18 protein-coding genes are annotated in these 16,431 nt (G+C 57.0%); 1 reads left to right on the top strand and 17 read right to left on the bottom strand.

All coding sequences use genetic code 11. The features are described 5' to 3' along the window. Positions 1 to 12 precede the first annotated feature (12 nt). Positions 13 to 1,626 carry a protein translocase subunit SecD gene (secD, locus tag FIV46_RS03315; RefSeq protein ID WP_139938371.1) on the bottom strand — a complete coding sequence of 538 codons (1,614 nt, stop codon included), beginning with the start codon at positions 1,624 to 1,626 and terminating at the stop codon, positions 13 to 15. Between the two features lie 18 nt (positions 1,627 to 1,644). Beyond that, on the bottom strand, positions 1,645 to 1,977 hold the full coding sequence (gene yajC / locus FIV46_RS03320; RefSeq protein ID WP_139938372.1) for a preprotein translocase subunit YajC: 333 nt from the start codon (positions 1,975 to 1,977) through the stop codon (positions 1,645 to 1,647). A gap of 176 nt (positions 1,978 to 2,153) precedes the next feature. Here yajC and FIV46_RS03325 point away from each other — a divergent pair, with 176 nt between their 5' ends. Further along, entirely contained in the window at positions 2,154 to 3,014 is an 861-nt protein-coding gene (locus tag FIV46_RS03325; RefSeq protein WP_139938373.1) for an ATP-binding protein, read from the top strand. Here FIV46_RS03325 and FIV46_RS03330 read toward each other — a convergent pair. The 15 genes from FIV46_RS03330 to FIV46_RS03400 form a co-directional block, all read right to left on the bottom strand. After that, positions 3,011 to 4,186: a PQQ-dependent sugar dehydrogenase gene (locus FIV46_RS03330; protein WP_139938374.1), complete on the bottom strand. Its 1,176-nt coding sequence runs from the start codon at positions 4,184 to 4,186 to the stop codon at positions 3,011 to 3,013. The genes FIV46_RS03325 and FIV46_RS03330 overlap by 4 nt on opposite strands. A gap of 58 nt (positions 4,187 to 4,244) precedes the next feature. Further along, on the bottom strand, positions 4,245 to 5,207 hold the full coding sequence (locus tag FIV46_RS03335; RefSeq protein ID WP_139938375.1) for a M23 family metallopeptidase: 963 nt from the start codon (positions 5,205 to 5,207) through the stop codon (positions 4,245 to 4,247). A gap of 42 nt (positions 5,208 to 5,249) precedes the next feature. Continuing rightward, positions 5,250 to 5,900, bottom strand: coding sequence for a protein-L-isoaspartate(D-aspartate) O-methyltransferase (locus FIV46_RS03340; protein WP_139938376.1), 651 nt, complete (start codon positions 5,898 to 5,900; stop codon positions 5,250 to 5,252). After that, positions 5,900 to 6,682, bottom strand: coding sequence for a 5'/3'-nucleotidase SurE (surE, locus tag FIV46_RS03345; protein WP_219845837.1), 783 nt, complete (start codon positions 6,680 to 6,682; stop codon positions 5,900 to 5,902). The genes FIV46_RS03340 and surE overlap by 1 nt, the downstream gene beginning before the upstream one ends. Continuing rightward, positions 6,679 to 7,953, bottom strand: coding sequence for a serine--tRNA ligase (serS, locus tag FIV46_RS03350; RefSeq protein ID WP_139938377.1), 1,275 nt, complete (start codon positions 7,951 to 7,953; stop codon positions 6,679 to 6,681). Before serS ends, surE begins: the two co-directional genes overlap by 4 nt. Continuing rightward, entirely contained in the window at positions 7,946 to 8,773 is an 828-nt protein-coding gene (gene tatC, locus FIV46_RS03355; RefSeq protein WP_246056853.1) for a twin-arginine translocase subunit TatC, read from the bottom strand. The genes serS and tatC overlap by 8 nt, the downstream gene beginning before the upstream one ends. Then, on the bottom strand, positions 8,770 to 9,135 hold the full coding sequence (tatB, locus tag FIV46_RS03360) for a Sec-independent protein translocase protein TatB (RefSeq protein WP_139938378.1): 366 nt from the start codon (positions 9,133 to 9,135) through the stop codon (positions 8,770 to 8,772). The genes tatC and tatB overlap by 4 nt, the downstream gene beginning before the upstream one ends. Before the next feature lie 17 nt (positions 9,136 to 9,152). Beyond that, on the bottom strand, positions 9,153 to 9,389 hold the full coding sequence (locus tag FIV46_RS03365) for a twin-arginine translocase TatA/TatE family subunit (RefSeq protein ID WP_139938379.1): 237 nt from the start codon (positions 9,387 to 9,389) through the stop codon (positions 9,153 to 9,155). 133 nt (positions 9,390 to 9,522) lie between these two features. Then, a complete protein-coding gene (scpB, locus tag FIV46_RS03370) occupies positions 9,523 to 10,119 on the bottom strand; it encodes an SMC-Scp complex subunit ScpB (protein ID WP_139938380.1) in 597 nt (198 codons plus the stop codon). Then, the gene (locus FIV46_RS03375; protein WP_139938381.1) at positions 10,119 to 10,925 is read right to left on the bottom strand and encodes a segregation and condensation protein A; all 807 of its coding nucleotides are present in this window, start codon (positions 10,923 to 10,925) and stop codon (positions 10,119 to 10,121) included. Before FIV46_RS03375 ends, scpB begins: the two co-directional genes overlap by 1 nt. Before the next feature lie 6 nt (positions 10,926 to 10,931). Next, positions 10,932 to 11,618 (bottom strand): site-2 protease family protein, encoded by a 687-nt coding sequence (locus tag FIV46_RS03380; protein ID WP_139938637.1) that lies wholly within the window; start codon positions 11,616 to 11,618, stop codon positions 10,932 to 10,934. Positions 11,619 to 11,630: 12 nt separating this feature from the next. After that, positions 11,631 to 12,659, bottom strand: coding sequence for a beta-N-acetylhexosaminidase (gene nagZ, locus FIV46_RS03385; protein WP_139938382.1), 1,029 nt, complete (start codon positions 12,657 to 12,659; stop codon positions 11,631 to 11,633). Beyond that, complete coding sequence (locus FIV46_RS03390) at positions 12,660 to 13,415, bottom strand: SPOR domain-containing protein (RefSeq protein WP_139938383.1); 756 nt, start codon at positions 13,413 to 13,415, stop codon at positions 12,660 to 12,662. Positions 13,416 to 13,446: 31 nt separating this feature from the next. Beyond that, a complete protein-coding gene (gene argS, locus FIV46_RS03395) occupies positions 13,447 to 15,198 on the bottom strand; it encodes an arginine--tRNA ligase (protein WP_139938384.1) in 1,752 nt (583 codons plus the stop codon). After that, positions 15,195 to 16,397, bottom strand: a complete 1,203-nt coding sequence (locus tag FIV46_RS03400) for a deoxyguanosinetriphosphate triphosphohydrolase (protein ID WP_139938385.1) — start codon at positions 16,395 to 16,397, stop codon at positions 15,195 to 15,197. Before FIV46_RS03400 ends, argS begins: the two co-directional genes overlap by 4 nt. Positions 16,398 to 16,431: the final 34 nt, after the last annotated feature.

A 16,431-nucleotide genomic window follows, 5' to 3' on the forward strand; every position in this document is an offset into this window, starting at 1 on the left:
CGGTCAGGCTCCTTATATCTTGAATGTTGTCGGACGCCGCTTGCGCGCCCAAGTAGCCAGGATCAGCCGGCTCAGGCTGACCGCGGTAAACACGGAGGTGAAGATCCCGCACGCCAGGGTCACGGCAAAGCCCTTAACCGGGCCGGACCCGAACTGGAACAGGATCAGGGCGGCAATCAGGGTCGTCACGTTGGCGTCCAGAATAGTGCTGAAGGCCTTCTGATAGCCCATGTCCAGCGCCGACAGCGCATTTCGCCCGTTCCTGAGTTCCTCACGTATGCGTTCAAATATCAATACGTTGGCGTCAACCGCCATACCGATGGTCAGCACAATACCGGCGATGCCCGGCAGGGTCAGCGTGGCGCCGATCGTCGACAACAGGCCGAGGATCATGAAAATATTCACCACCAGAGCTGTATTGGCGACAACACCGAACCAGCCGTAGGACAGCAGGATATAAATCATAACGGCGGCAAGGCCGATAATGGCCGCCACTTCACCGGCAGCAATGGAATCCGCCCCGAGGTCGGGACCGACGGTACGTTCCTCCAGCACCTTCAGCGGCGCTGGCAGGGCTCCGGCCCGAAGCAGCATGGCCAGTTCGTTGGCGCTGTCGATGGAGAAATTACCGGTGATGATTCCGGACCCGCCAAGGATCGGACTATTAATGCGCGGAGCACTGATGACCTTGTTATCCAGGACGATGGCGAAAGGCTTGCCGACATTCTTGCGGGTGACATCGGCAAATTTCTTGCCGCCGGCACTGTCAAAGCGGAAATTCACGGCCGGCTGCCCGTTCTGGTCAAAGCCCTGGCTGGCATCGACAAGGTTTTCCCCGGACAGGATGGCCCGTTTCCTGACCGCATAGGACGGCGCCCCGGCAGCGGCATCCTCATCACTGGGAGGCACGATTTCAGTACCCGGCGGAACACGTCCGCGGGCGATATCATCCGGGCTGACCGACTGGTCCACCAGGCGGAATTCCAGCTTGGCCGTCTTGCCCAGAATATCCTTTAGCTCATCAGGGTTATCGATGCCGGGCACCTGGATCAGGACCCGGTCTTCACCATTCTGCTGGATGGAGGGCTCCTTGGTGCCCATTTCATCAATACGACGGCGAACGATTTCCACAGACTGGCCAACGGTCAGGCGCTTATATTCCTTGATCGCCCCTTCCGTCAGCGCGACCTCGATAATCCCGTTGCCCATGTCGGTTACGGAAATATCGTCAGTGCCGATGGATGTCAGGGAGGCCCCGACCATGGCCGCAGCTTCACTCTTGATCTGGGAAATAGCCTGTTCCTGCTGCGCGGGATTATTGAGGGTGACAATAATCTTGCCGTCACGGATACGGCGACGATGACGTATTTTTTCCGCAATCAGGGCATCCCGGATTTCGTCGCTCTTATCCTGCAGGCGGTCCTCAAGAACCGGCCCCATCTCCACCTCCATCAAAAGGTGGGCACCACCCTGCAGGTCAAGCCCGAGGGTGACCTGCTTGCTGGGCAGGAAGGACGGAATGCCCTTCAATTGTTCTTCAGTGAAAAAGTTCGGTACAGCCGCCAGTATCCCCAATAATGATACCAGGCTTATGACAATGACCTTCCAGCGGGGAAAGTTCAGCATGGGATTACCCCGTTTTGTTTATTTTTTCTCGGAATCGTTGGCGGGTTCGGGCTTGCCCTCGACGGCTGCAAGAGTACTGCGCACGACTTCCACTTTTACGCCTGAGGCGATCTCAACTTCTACAACGTCGTCGGCCACTTTGCTGATTTTGCCTTTCAGGCCGCCAGAGGTAATGACCCTGTCACCGCGACGCAGGCCTTCCACCATCTGTTTATGTTCCTTGGCGCGCTTCTGCTGCGGACGGATCAACAGGAAATAAAATACGACGAAGATCAGGATCAGGGGGAGAAAACTCATGATCGGATCGCCGCCGGCTGCTGCGTCCTGTGCATATGCAGTTGAGATAAACATTTTGACACTTCCCTTTTGTGTATTTGATGCAGGAACTATAGCGTTTCTTGCGTTTTTTTCAATCTTCAGTCCGATATAGGATGCGCCCCTGAAAAAAACAAGGATAAAACAAGGCGGAAAATATTTGAACCGGCGCTTTTCTATGCTACAGCAAGGCAAAATCAAGGATGAGAGAGATGACTGACAGTAAAGAAATACTTCCTCTGTTGAACAGAATTGCCGATGCGCTGGACCGGATCGCCCCGGCAAGCGCCGCAAATCTTTCCCTGAAAGACGGGGACGCCTTTGTCTGGCAGGCTGATCCCGACCGGCTGCAGAAAGTGGAAGACGTCAATCACATCAACCTCGCCCTGCTTAAAGGCATCGACCATGTGACCGATATCCTGCGGCGCAATACCGAACAGTTTGCCGCCGGCCTGCCCGCCAACAACGCCCTGTTGTGGGGGGCGCGCGGCATGGGCAAAAGCTCGCTGGTCAAAGCCCTGCATGCGGAAATCAACGCCGGCACCAAAAGCAAGCTGGCGCTGGTGGAAATCCATCGGGAGGACATTCCCTCCCTGCCCCGGCTGCTGGAGGTTATCCGCGACAGCGGCCGCCAGGTGATCCTTTTCTGCGACGACCTCTCCTTCGACACCGAGGACAGCACCTATAAGTCGCTGAAAGCGGTACTGGAAGGCGGCATTGAAGGCCGGCCGAAGAATGTGGTGTTTTACGCCACCTCCAACCGCCGCCATCTGATGGCGAGGAGCATGATGGAAAACGAACGCGGCACCGCCATTAATCCGTCAGAAGCGGTCGAGGAAAAAGTCTCCCTGTCCGACCGGTTCGGCCTGTGGCTCGGCTTCCACAGCTGCCCGCAGGAGGTCTTCCTGCGCATGATCGACGCCTATATCGAGCATTACAATATCCCGGCCGACCTGGACGAAGTCCACGCCGACGCCAAGGAATGGGCCACCACCCGCGGCTCCCGCTCCGGCCGTGTGGCCTGGCAGTTCATCCAGGACCTGGCCGGCCGCAAGGGCGTGACGCTGGGTTAATTGGCCGCAGGCTTGATGCGGTACAGCTTGCCCTTGCGCTCATCGGTTACAAAATAGAGATTGCCGTCCGGGCCCTGGCGCACATCACGGACCCGGCCGTATTTGCTTTGCAGCATCCGTTCTTCATGCACCACCTTGCCGTCTTTCAGTTCGAGCCGGACGATCATTTCATCCTTGAGCGCCCCGACAAACAGGTTGCCGTGCCACGCCGGAAAGGCCGCACCGTCATACCAGACCATGCCGGACGGCGCGATGGAGGGGTCCCAGTAGTAAACCGGCTGCTCCATGCCTTCCTTGTGAGTGCCGACGCCGATCTTCTCACCATTGTAATTGACGCCGTAGGTAATAATAGGCCAGCCGTAATTCTTGCCGGCTTCGGGATGATTGATTTCATCCCCGCCCCGGGCCGCATGGGCGACAGTCCACAACGAGTGGGTGTCCTTGTTCCACACCGCGCCCTGGGGGTTGCGGTGACCGATCGACCAGATCGCCGGATGGGCCTTTTTGCCGTCGGCAAAGGGATTGTCGGCGGGAATGGAACCGTCCTTATTGAGGCGTAGGACCGAGCCCGCCGGATCGAACGGGTCCTGAGCCCGCATGCCGAGCCCCTTTTCCTCGGAAATATAGCGATCGCCGACAGTGACAAACAGGGTGCCGTCATCGGCAAAGACGATGCGGGAGCCGAAATGAATGGAAAGTTCCGACTTTTTCGGCAGGCTGAAAATGACTTTAAAATCTTCAAGCCTCGGATTTTCATCCAGCACCAGTCGGGCGCGGGCAACGGCGGTCCCGGAAACAGCGCCTGACTCATCCGGTTCGGCATAGGTCAGAAAAATGGTGCCGGTCTTGTCAAATTCCGGATCGACCGCCACATCCAGCAAGCCGCCCTGCCGGTCATAATGGACCATAGGCACCCCCTTGATCGGCGCCGACAGCCTGTGCCCGCTGACATGACGCAACCGCCCCGGCTTTTCCGTCACCAGGGCCGAGCCATCAGGCAGAAAGGCGACCGCCCAGGGAAACTGCAGCCCGGTGGCGATGGTTTCAACCTCGACATTGCCATTTTCGGTTTGATAGTGATCCGCCACCCTGCCCGGCAGGGGCTCAAGCGCGGCGCCACCGACAAACAAAACAGCCAAAAGAAGATATGCTATTTTCCCCACAGATCCCATTTTCTTATCCTTTTGTTTCTTAGCCCTGATGCGGTTTGATCAATCGCTTCGGATCATATCAGATTTTCAGATATTTTTCCGGATTTACGGCTCTGTTTCCCTTGCGCAGTTCGAAGTGCAGCTGTGGTGTTGTCACCCGCCCGCTTTTGCCCACATGGGCAATGGCCTGCCCCCGTTTTATCTTCTCGCCTTTCTTGACCAGCAGGCGCGAATTATGGGCATAGGCGGTCATCCAGCCGCCCGCATGACGAATCAGGACCAGGCCACCATAGCCCTTAAGTTTTGAATCCGCATGGACCACGACGCCGGCCTCTGCTGCCCGGACCACCTCCCCCTCGCGGGCAGCGATATTGATCCCGTCATTATGCAGTCCCAGCGATTTCGGCCCGAAGTGCGAGATCACCTTGCCGTTCACCGGCCACATGAATCCCTTGCCGCTTACCGGCGGAGAAGACGGCAGGGCGACTTTGACGGCAGAACTGCCGGAAGAGCCGTTACCCGGCACATTGAGGGTCTGCCCGACCTTGAGGACATAAGGCCTTTTCAGGCCGTTGAGCTGCGCCAGTTCCCGCATATCCACCCGATAGCGGCGCGAAATACTGTAAACCGTGTCTCCCTTGCGCACCACATGGTGACCGGAGGTCGGCAAAGACAGGGTCTGGCCCGGTCGCAACAGATATGGCGCCTTGAGGCGATTGTGGGCGATCAGTTGCTTGACGGTCACCCCGTGACGGCGGGCAATGGCGTATACCGTATCTCCCTTTCTTACCCGGGTGGTTTCACCGGACAGGTTGACAGACACACTGGGGGCATTGTCCGGCACCGCCACATAGCGGGTCGGCGGCCGCGGCTTGGCGCGCGGTACGGGAATGGGATAGGGCGTGTTTTTTGCCGTCCAGGTCGGCGCCCGGTTTTCATACCCCATCTGGTAGGGATGCCCTTCCTGGCAGGCAGACAGGAAAAACGACGCTACGAGAGCTCCGGTTACAAGCGCAAAAATTTTACTGTGAACGCCGATCATACACCGGATTTTAGAAAGTCGTTTTCCCAAGATCAATATGCTTCAGGAATCATGCACGATACCGCCCAGTAGTGGCACAAATTTCACCGGCAGCAGAATTTCCGTTTCATAATCGTCACCCCGGCGGGTAATGCGGTAGATATGCTGGGTTTCCTCCTGGCCGCCAATGGGAATGACCATGATCCCGCCGTCTTCCTTCAACTGTTCCAGAAGCTTTTCCGGCACCTTGTCGGACGCCGCGGTTACCATAATGCGATCAAAGGGCGCCTGCTCCGGCCAGCCCTTCATGCCGTCGCCGAACAGGGTGGTAATATTCAAAAGCCCAAGTTCCCTGAACAACTCATCCGCCCTCTGCATCAGGGGCAGATGGCGTTCGACGGTAAATAAACGACGACAGAGTTTTGACAGGACCGCCCCCTGGTAACCGGATCCCGTCCCCACTTCCAGCACCTTCATCCTGTCGTCGACCATCAGTTCCTGGGTCATATAGGCGACAATAAGAGGCTGGGATATGGTCTGACCGCTGGCAATGGGCAGGGCGGCATTTTCATAGGCCTGCTGACGCAGGTAATCGGGTATGAATTTTTCCCGCGCAATGCCGCCGAGGGCGTCCAGAACCTTCTCGTCATGGATTCCCTCCATGCGAAGAATCTCCAGAAGCCGCTGTTTCTTTTCTTGCAGAGAGGCAGACATCAGAAATCCCGGTTAATGCTCTTTCTGAGGCTATTGTAGGTCGTATAGTGGGTCAGGTCCAGATGCAGCGGCGTGACAGAAATATTGTCCTCCAGCATCGCCTCCAGGTCCGTTGCCTCCACGGCATTGCCGTAAGCCCGGCGAAAACCGATCCAGTAATAATTGTTGTTGCGCAGATCCTGCCGTTCTTCAATGAACAGCTCGGCTTCGCTCCGGAATCCCTGGTGGGTGGCGCGGATTCCCTTGACGGTATTGACGTCAGTCGGGAAGTTCACATTGAGCAGGATACCGTCTTCCCAGCTTTCCTCAATCAGGCTGCGGACAATCTCGAGGCCGTATTTCTCGGCCGTCGGAAACGGTTTTTCCCGGTTTCTCTTGTCCACATCCTGGCTGAGCGCAATAGAGGGAATGCCGCAGATGGTGCCCTCCATGGCCGCGGCAATGGTGCCGGAGTAGGTCATGTCTTCGGCCAGGTTGCCGCCGCGGTTGATGCCGGACAGGAGAAGCGTGGGTTTGCCGTCCGGTATGATACTGTGGGTCGCCAGCATCACGCAGTCGGTCGGCGTGCCCATGACCGCGAATCGACGCTCCGCCACCTGGCGGTAGCGCAGCGGTTCGGTCAACGTCAGGGCATGGCCCTTGCCGCTCTGTTCCACTTCCGGCGCCACAGTCCAGACATCGTCGCTGAGTTCATGGGCAATCTTTTCCAGAATTTCCAGTCCCGGGGCATTGATGCCGTCGTCATTGGTAACCAGAATTCGCCGGGGGCTGGGCTGCATCATGACTTTTTAATCACTTCCTGGCCGCGCATATAGGGCCTGAGAACCGGAGGAACAACAACGGAGCCGTCCGCCTGCTGATAATTTTCAAGCACCGCTACCAGAGTTCGCCCGACGGCCAGTCCGGAGCCGTTCAGGGTATGGACAAAGCGGGTTTTCTTCTCGCCCTTCGGCCGGCAGCGGGTATTCATACGCCGGGCCTGGAAATCGCCGGTATTGGAACAGCTTGAAATCTCGCGGTAGGTATCCTGGCCGGGCAGCCACACTTCCAGGTCATAGGTTTTGCGCGCGGCAAATCCCATATCCCCGGTGCACAGGGTCAGCACCCGGTACGGCAGTTTCAGCCGCTTCAAGACTTCCTCGGCGATGGAGGTCATGCGCTCCAGTTCGTCCCAGGACTGCTCAGGCGTCGTGACACTGACCATTTCCACTTTCTGGAACTGGTGCAGGCGGATCATGCCGCGGGTATCCTTGCCGGCGGACCCGGCTTCGGACCGGAAACAGGGGGTGAGCGCCGTAAAGCGCAGCGGCAGGCTCTCTTCCTCGACAATATCTTCCCGCACCATGTTGGTCAGCGGGATTTCACTGGTGGAAATCAAATAATGACCGGTATCGGTCTTGAACATGTCTTCCTCGAACTTGGGAAGCTGACTGGTGCCGAAAAGCGCCTGGTCCCGCACCAGCGCCGGCGGGGAGACTTCTTCATAGCCGAATTCGCCGGTATGCATGTCGAGCATGAAGGCCGCAAGGGCCCGTTCCAGACGCGCCAGATCGCCGCGCAGGACAACAAAGCGGGAGCCGGACATGCGGGCTGCCCTCTCGAAGTCCATTTGTCCCAGCTCTTCACCTATTTCAAAATGCTGCTTCGGCTCGAAATCAAAGGACGGCAGGTCGCCCCACTTGCGCACCTCAAGGTTATCTTCTTCACCGTCGCCCAGCGGCACATCATCGGCCGGAATATTGTCCAGCCGCAACAGCCGACCGTTAAGCTCTTCCTCAAGGTCGCGAATTTCCTCTTCCAGCGCCGGCATCTGCTGTTTCAGTTCGGCCACTTCCCTGATCAGGTCATCCGCATCCTCGCCCTTCGACTTTGCCATACCGATGGCCTTGGAAGCTTCATTCCTGCGGCTTTGCGCTTCCTGCAGTTCTGTCTGCTTGGCGCGCCACTTTTCGTCCAGTGCCAGCAGTTCCGCAGACTGGGGCTCGATCCCTCTTTTCTTCCAACCCTTATCAAATGCCTCCGGATTTTCCCGGATTGCCTTGATATCAAACATTCTTCTCTTCCTTGATGGTTAACCTGATGGCGATAATGGACAATTCATACAGAAGCAGAATGGGAACGCCAAGCAGAATCTGGCTGACAAAATCCGGCGGTGTCATGATGGCGGCAAAGGCAAAGGCGCCGACCACCACATACTTACGGGATTTCGCCAGGCCTTCGGCCGTGACAATGCCGACACGGGCCAGAAGGAGAAGCAGGATCGGCAATTCAAAGGTAAAGCCAAACGCCAGGATCATCATCATGACCAGCGACCAATATTCCTTCACCGACGGCATCACCGTCACCGACAGCTTGGCCAAGGGGTGTTCCATCGCTGACGCAGCGGCACCCGCTGCCTGGGCGGCATGATCGGGGGAAATCTGGAACGACATGAAGAAATTCCAGGCCAGCGGAATAACAACGAAATAGGACAGCGACGCCCCCAGCGCAAACAAGACCGGGGTGCCGATCAGGAACGGCAGAAAGGCTTTCTTTTCATTGCGGTAAAGCCCCGGGGCGACAAACTTCCAGACCTGCATGGAAATCAGCGGAAAGGTCACGCAGAAGGAGGCAAAAAAGGCGATCTTGAGATAGACAAAAAACTGCTCGTGAATGCCGATGGCAATCATATTGGGATCCTGGCCATTCTTGTTGGCCACATCCACAAACGGCTGGGCGAGGAAAGTGTAAATATCCTCGACGAAGACATAACAAATGCCGAAGCCGACCAGCAGATAAACCACGCACCAGATCAGGCGCTGGCGGAGCTCTATGAGATGATCGATCAGCGGCGCCGCACTGTGATCCATTTCCTGTACCTGTTCCTCGGTCAAGATTCCTGCCCCTTCACCATGTCACTTTCCGGTTTGGCCGGTTCCTCGTCCCGGGCATTGCCAGAGGACAGCTTTGAAGATTGGGCGACCGCCTTTTCTTCTTCCTCATCGATGATTTCCGGCTTGTCGTCAATGTCTTCCAGGGGAATGTTGCCCGCTTCGTTCAGCTTGCGGGTTACTTCCTCCAGTTCGACTTCATCGGCAATCTGCTTGATCCCGGACTGGAACTCCTGCCCCAACGCCTTGACCTTGCGCACCAACTGGCCGATCGTCCGCAACATTTTGGGCAGGTCCCGCGGCCCCACCACAATGATTGCCAGAACGACAATCACAAACATCTCGAACATGCCGATATCGAACATTGGGAAATTCCCGGAAATTATTTATTTTCTGTATTTTCCGACGTTTTTTCGGAGACGACGTCTTCGGACTTCTGGTTGATCACTTTCGGAGGTTCGGGCTTGTTGTTTTCGTCCTCATCATCCTCGGCCATGCCCTTTTTGAAGCTTTTGATGCCTTTGGCCACATCCCCCATCAGGTCGGAAATGCGTCCCCGACCAAAAAGAAGGATTGCCAGAACGGCAACCAGCAAAATCTGCCAAATACTTAATCCCATGCCTATTCTCCTAATGCACCTTTCCCCTGCCCTCTATAGCTAGGGGGTTGATGCTCAAAATCAATAAAAACGTGCCTGAAAGCAACAAAAAAATGCGGTTCCACAAAAATGTAACCTGTTCTGCCCAAACGGCTCAGGAATTGGGCAATTCGGGCTGTTCCTCGGTTGGTTTGGCGTCCTCGAGCAGATTCAGCCGCGACGTGTTGACATTGTCCAGGAAGCCTGCCGCTTTCAGTTCGGCAAGCCCCGGCAGGTCCTTGATGGTCTCCAGGCCGAAATGCACCAGGAAATGATCCGATGTCCCATAGGTCTGCGGGCGGCCCGGCGTGCGGCGCCGTCCCATCATCCGGACCCAGTTGGCCTCCATCAGGACATCCAGCGTGCCTTTGCTCATCGACACCCCGCGTATTTCCTCGATATCCGCCCGGGTGACCGGCTGATGATAGGCGATAATGGCCAGAGTCTCGATCGCAGCGCGGGACAAACGGCGTTCCTCCTCCACTTCCTTGCGCAGCAGGAAGGCCAGGTCCGGCGCTGTCCGGAACATCCATTTGCCGGCGACTTCGACAAGATTGACCCCGCGCTTTTCATACTGCTCCTGTAGCTCCGACAGCAGCTCTTCCACATGGGCGCCTTCCGGCAGGCATTCGGCCAGGGCGATGGCCGACAGCGGCTTGTCACTGGCAAATAACAGGGCCTCGACAATCCTGATTTGTTCCGGTTTTTCCATTAGTCCTCCCTGTGCCGGCCGCGGATCATCAGCGGGCCGAATGTCTGCTTCTGTACAATCTCGGCTTTACCCTGGCGCGCCATCTCCAGCGTGGCGGTGAATAGCGAGGCCTTGGCCGACCGCATCATGTCATTGCTTTTCAAATCCGCCGGCAGGAAGGCCTCCAGCGACGTCCAGTCCAGCACCTGACCAATCATGTCTCCCAGGCGCTCCAGGGCCTGGTCCAGGGTATAGACCTCGCGCTTATGAATGCGGATATCGGATACGGATTTCCTGATTTTATGTTCCGCATAGCCTTTCAGCAATTCGTAGAGGCTGAGTTCATAGGTGGCATTGCGGGTAATATGGACAGCTTCCGGCGCGCCGCGCACAAAAACATCCCTGCCCAACTGGTCCCGGGACATGAGCTTGGCGGCGGCGTCCCGCATGGCTTCCAGCCGTTGCAGCTGATAGGTCAGCCTGGCCGCCAGTTCATCGGCGGATAGCTCTTCTTCGCTTTCCTCGATCGGCAGCAACAGGCGGGATTTCAGATAAGCCAGCCAGGCCGCCATCACCAGATAGTCGGCGGCAACCTCAAGGCGCAGGCGACGGGCTTCGGCGATAAAAACCAGATATTGCTCGACCAGTTCAAGGATCGAGATCTGCTTCAGGTCCACTTTCTGGGTGCGGGACAGGGCAAGCAATACATCCAGCGGGCCTTCGAATCCGCGGATGTCAAGGACAAGACGCTCGGCTTCCTCCATGTCGGATACTGCAGCAGCAGGATCCGCCTGGTCTTCAAAACCGATGTCACCGGTGGTTGCCATATAGCCTCATATAAAAATCAACGCCTGGGCCAAACTTGCGATAAATTCAGCCGGGGGTCTTATAATGGCGAAAAGCAGATTGAAATTCAATCCCAAGCTTGCGGTGATCATAGGCAGCAGGAAAATCAGCCCGAGCAGGATCCACATGCCGTAGGGCTCAATACGCGCCAGCGGCATCGCCAGGTTGCGCGGCAGCAACCCAACCGCCACCCGCCCGCCATCCAGCGGCGGGATGGGTAGCATGTTGAAGACCGCCAGAATGGCGTTGATACGCACCAGATTGATCAGGTTGTCACGATACCAGTCGGCCATCATATCCGGCACCACAATATAGAGGTTGAGAAGCAGGCCGCCCAGCAGCGCCAGCAGAACATTGGCGCCCGGCCCCGCCAGCGCCACCCACACCATATCCGTTTTCGGATTGTTCAGGCGGCTGAAATTAACCGGAACCGGTTTGGCGTAGCCGAACAGGAACGGCGTTTTTGTCATCAGCAGGATCAACGGCAGTAACACCGTACCGAAGGGATCGATATGGGCTGTCGGGTTAAACGTCACCCGGCCCTGCATTTTGGCCGTATCGTCGCCCAGTTTCCAGGCCACCCAGCCATGAGCCGCCTCATGCATGGTAATTGCCAGCAGCAGGGGAATAATCCACACGCTGAGCGTGGTCAGGAGCAGAGGCAGGTCGGTCATATAATCGGACAATTACTGAACTTTCTTTTCAAGCATGTCGCCGAGCGCCTCGTTCAGCCAATTCTGCAGGGATTTTTTGTCGATTTCCCGGGGCATGCGGCGGCGACCAAGGACATCCCGGATCCAGGCTTCATTGGTCGGATTGAAGTCATAAAGAGATTTAAGCACATCTTCGCGTTCTTCAAGGGACGCATTGCAATGAAGGACCAGGTCACAGCCGGCACGGAGGGCGCCCTTGGCGTTTTCCGCCGCTGTGCCGCTGAGTGCCTTCATACTGATGTCGTCGGAAAACAGGACGCCGGTAAATCCGATTTCCTTGCGGATGATCTGCCGTATCAGTTTGGAGGACAGGGTTGCCGGATGTTCCGGATCAATGGCGCTGTAGGTCACATGGGCCGTCATGGCGCAGCCCATACCGGACAAGGCCTGGAACGGCACGAAATCCAGGTTACGCAGGTCTTCCAGTGGCGCCTCCACCACCGGCAGTTCCTCGTGACTGTCCACTTTGGCCCGGCCGTGACCAGGGATATGTTTGATCATCGGCAACACCCCGCCCGAGACCAGGCCCTCGCAGGCCGCGATCCCCAAGGCAATGACCTTTGCCGGGTCAGATCCGAAAGACCGGTCACCGATAATGTTGTGCGCGCCCTCAAACAGCAGATCCAGCAACGGAAAACAGTCGATGGTGATGCCCAGTTCCGCCAGGTCCATGGCAATCAGGAAGCTGTTGACCGACAGCGCCTCCACAGCCCGGTCGGGATCAATTTCATAAAGATCGGCAAAAACTTTCGGCGCCGGCGGTTTGCGCCAGACCTTGGGGTCGAGGCGCACCACCCGGCCCCCTTCCTGGTCGATCAGGATCGGAATATCCTCGCGCCCGACAACTTCGCGCATTTCGTCGGTCAGGGCGCGGACCTGGTCCGGGTTCTCGCAATTACGGGCAAACAGGATAAATCCGAAAGGCTCCAGCTCGCTGAACAGGGACTTTTCCTCTTCAGTCAGCCTGGTGCCGTCACAATCGGTGATTACGGGGCGCGGCATTTATTTCTTGACAACCATGCAGCCCTGGCCGGCCTTTTTCAGCCGGTCGCAGATTTTGTCGGCGTCTTCGCGGGTTTCGATGCTGCCGCCGCGAACCCGATAGAGGACCCCCTTGTCGCCAAGGTCCACCACCATATAGTCGGGGGTCAGGCCGCCGAGAATATCCGCATGCTTGTCAGACAGGGACGCCCACAGTTTTTCGGCACTGGACAGCTGGCTGAAGGCACCGAGCTGGATCATAAATTCGCCGGTCGCTGAAATTGCTGCGGATGACGCCGGCGCCGGGGCAGCAGGCGAGACCTGTTCCTCGACCTTGTCGGCAGAAACTTCGACGCCTTCATCCACCGGCGGGCTGGGCGGCAACGCCACATTCACGTCAGAGGACGCATTCTGGGAAGGTTTGTCCGCCGCAGGACGGTCCATGGGAATTTCCGAACTGGACGCCAGCACCTCTTCTTTCGCTTCCTCCGTGCCAGCCACATGCTCGAAAATTTCCTTGTCCTGATGCAGCACTTCCATGCCGCCCGGATCTTCCGGTTTGACCTTGATCACGGATTTATCGGCCTTGACCACGGGAACCGGTCCCTTGTCCGCGCCCTGCATGTAGCTGTACCAGATCACACCGGCAAAAATCGCCAGCACAACCACGGTAATGGCAGCAATAATCATGCGCCGACTGGTCATATTCTCTTCGCCGGCATATTCCTCCGGCAAGGGCTCCAGCCAGGATGACTTTTCCTTAAGTTCCTCTGCCATTACTAATCCCCTTTAGGCGTATCAAGTCGTTTTACATTTCTGTCAATGGTTCGACACCCAGTATATTAAGCCCTGTTGCAACGATATTGGCAAGGGCTGAAATCATCCCCAGGCGGGCCAGGGTCAGTTCCCTGTTATCTTCCAATATAAATTTCAGTCCCGGATTGTCGTTGCCCTTATTCCACAGGGCATGGAACTCGGACGCCAGGTCGTAAAGATAGAAGGAAATCCGGTGTGGTTCGTGCGCCAGCGCCGCACTCTCCACCAGCCGTGGCCAGCCGGTCATATTCTTCACCAGCGACTGTTCCGCGTCATCGCCAAGCAGGGACAGGTCCGCTTTGGCCAACGCTTCCGGCGAAATATCCAGTCCCTCAAACATCTCACAGGCTTTCCGGAGCACGGAATGCACCCGGGCATGGGCATACTGCACATAGAACACCGGGTTGTCCTTGGACTGCTCGGTCACCTTGGTGAAATCGAAATCAAGCGCCGCATCATTCTTGCGGGTCAGCATGATAAAGCGGACCACATCCTTGCCCACTTCGTCAACCACATCGCGCAGGGTGACAAAGGTACCGGCGCGTTTGGACATTTTATAAGGCTGGCCGTCCTTCAGCAGGTTTACCAGCTGGCACAGGCGCACATCCAGCTCACCCTTGCCGTCGGTGATGGCCTTGATGGCCGCCTGCACACGCTTCACATATCCGCCGTGGTCCGCGCCCCAGACATCGATCATATTGTTGAAGCCACGATTCACCTTGTTGTAGTGATAGGCCACATCGGCGGCAAAATAGGTCCAGGTGCCGTCCGACTTCTGCAGCGGCCGGTCGATATCATCGCCAAACTGTGTCGCTTTGAATAACAGCTGCGGGCGTTCTTCCCAGTCGTCGGGCAGTTTGCCCTTCGGCGGTTCCAGCACGCCTTCATAGATCAGGCCCTTTTTGCGCAGTTCCTCGACTGCTTCCTCAATACCGCCGTTTTCATGCAGCGTTTTTTCCGAGAAAAAGACGTCATGATGAATGCCGAGGACGGACAGGTCCTCCTTGATCATTTCCATCATCTTGTCGGTGGCGAACTTGCGCACCACCGGCAACCACTCTTCCTCGGACTGATCAACAAACTCATCGCCATATTCGGCCGCCAGCGCCTTGCCCGGCTCGATCAGATATTCGCCGGGATAGAGGCCCTGCGGGATCTCGCCGATATCATGGCCCAGCGCTTCCTTGTAGCGCAGATAGAGCGAGCGGGCGAGCACGTCGATCTGGCTGCCCGCATCATTGATATAATATTCCTTGGTGACATCAAAGCCGGCAAAATCCAGCAGTCGTGCCAACGCATCCCCGAAAATGGCGCCGCGGCAATGGCCGACATGCATGGGGCCGGTCGGGTTGGCGGACACATATTCCACGTTGATCTTTTCCTGCCCGCCGATATCGGAATTGCCATAGTCGTGGCCGGCGGCAAGAATGACGCCAACCTGGTCACGAATAAATTCCGGTTGCAGGTTGAGGTTGATAAATCCCGGGCCGGCCACAGACACAGAGGCGACCTCCTCCAGCGTTTCCAGCTTCGTCGCCACCAGCTCGGCGATCTGGCGCGGATTCATTTTCGCCTGCTTGGTCAGAATCATCGCCACATTGGTGGCCATGTCGCCATGGGAGGGATCGCGCGGGCTTTCCAGCGTCATATGTGACAGGTCCAGGCCCTCCGGCAGGTCCCCGGACGCCGACAAATCCTCAACTATTACTTTAATTTTATTCTGTAGGTCTTTGTATATATTCATAATTCAAACATCGTCATGTCAAAGAGTCTTCTATGCTCCATCAGGGCATAATTGTCGGTCATGCCGGCAATGAAATCGGCTATCAGACGGGCTCTATCCTGTTCATCATGATCAGTCAAGCGTTCCTGCCATTTCTCGGGCAAACATTCCGGTTCCTCCATATACAGAGCGAACAGGTCGCGGACAACCCTTTTGGCCTTGCTGGTCATGCGGCAGACCTTGAAATGGCGATACATATTCTTCATCAGGAACACTTTCAGTTCCCGGTCGGTCTGCTTCATCTCCCCGGAAAAGGCGATCATGCGCCGCCCTGCCCGGCGCACATCATCCACACTTTCCGGCTTATAGTCCATCAGGCGCCGACGGCTTTCCGCCAGGATATCATTGACCATGCGGTTGATCAGCCGGCGGATAATCTCGTGATCGAACCGCCGCTCCTCCAGATCGCCATGGGAGTCATGAACCTCGCGGACCAGTTCCGCCACCAGGGGAATTTCACAGATTTCATCAATGGTGAACAATTCCGCCCTGAGCCCGTCGGCGATGTCATGGTTGTTATAGGCAATGTCGTCGGCAATGGCCGCCACCTGGGCCTCGAGGCTGGCATAGGTATGCAGTTCCAGGTCATGCTGGTTGTTATATTCCAGGAAATTCACATGCAGGTGATCCTGCTCCCCCTCCCGGCACAGCGGCCCGTTATGCTTGGCCAGCCCCTCAAGAGTTTCCCAGGTCAGGTTGAGACCGTCAAATCCGGCATAGCGCTGCTCCAGCCTGGTCACAATGCGCAGCGACTGGGCGTTATGGTCAAATCCCTTATAGGGTGCCATCAGGTCATCCAGCGCATCCTCCCCGGCATGACCAAAGGGTGTATGGCCGAAATCATGCACCAGCGACAGCGCCTCGGTAATTTCCTCGTTAAGGCCCAGCACCCGGGCGATGGACCGGGCGATCTGCGAGACCTCGATGGAATGGGTCAGCCGGGTCCGGTAATGGTCGCCCTCATGATAGACGAAAACCTGGGTCTTGTGCTTCAGCCGGCGGAAGGCGCTGGAATGGATGATCCGGTCCCGGTCCCGCTGGAACGGGGAACGGGTGACGGTTTCCGGCTCGCCGTAGAGCCGGCCGCGACTGTTCTCCGCCAGGCAGGCATAGGGCGCATAATGGTGCTGTGGCTGGAAAAGTGTGAATTCTGAAGTCATGGCCTCACGCTGTAATATTCCCTGTTTTACATGA

The organism is Emcibacter nanhaiensis, from assembly GCF_006385175.1.
GTDB lineage: Bacteria > Pseudomonadota > Alphaproteobacteria > Sphingomonadales > Emcibacteraceae > Emcibacter > Emcibacter nanhaiensis.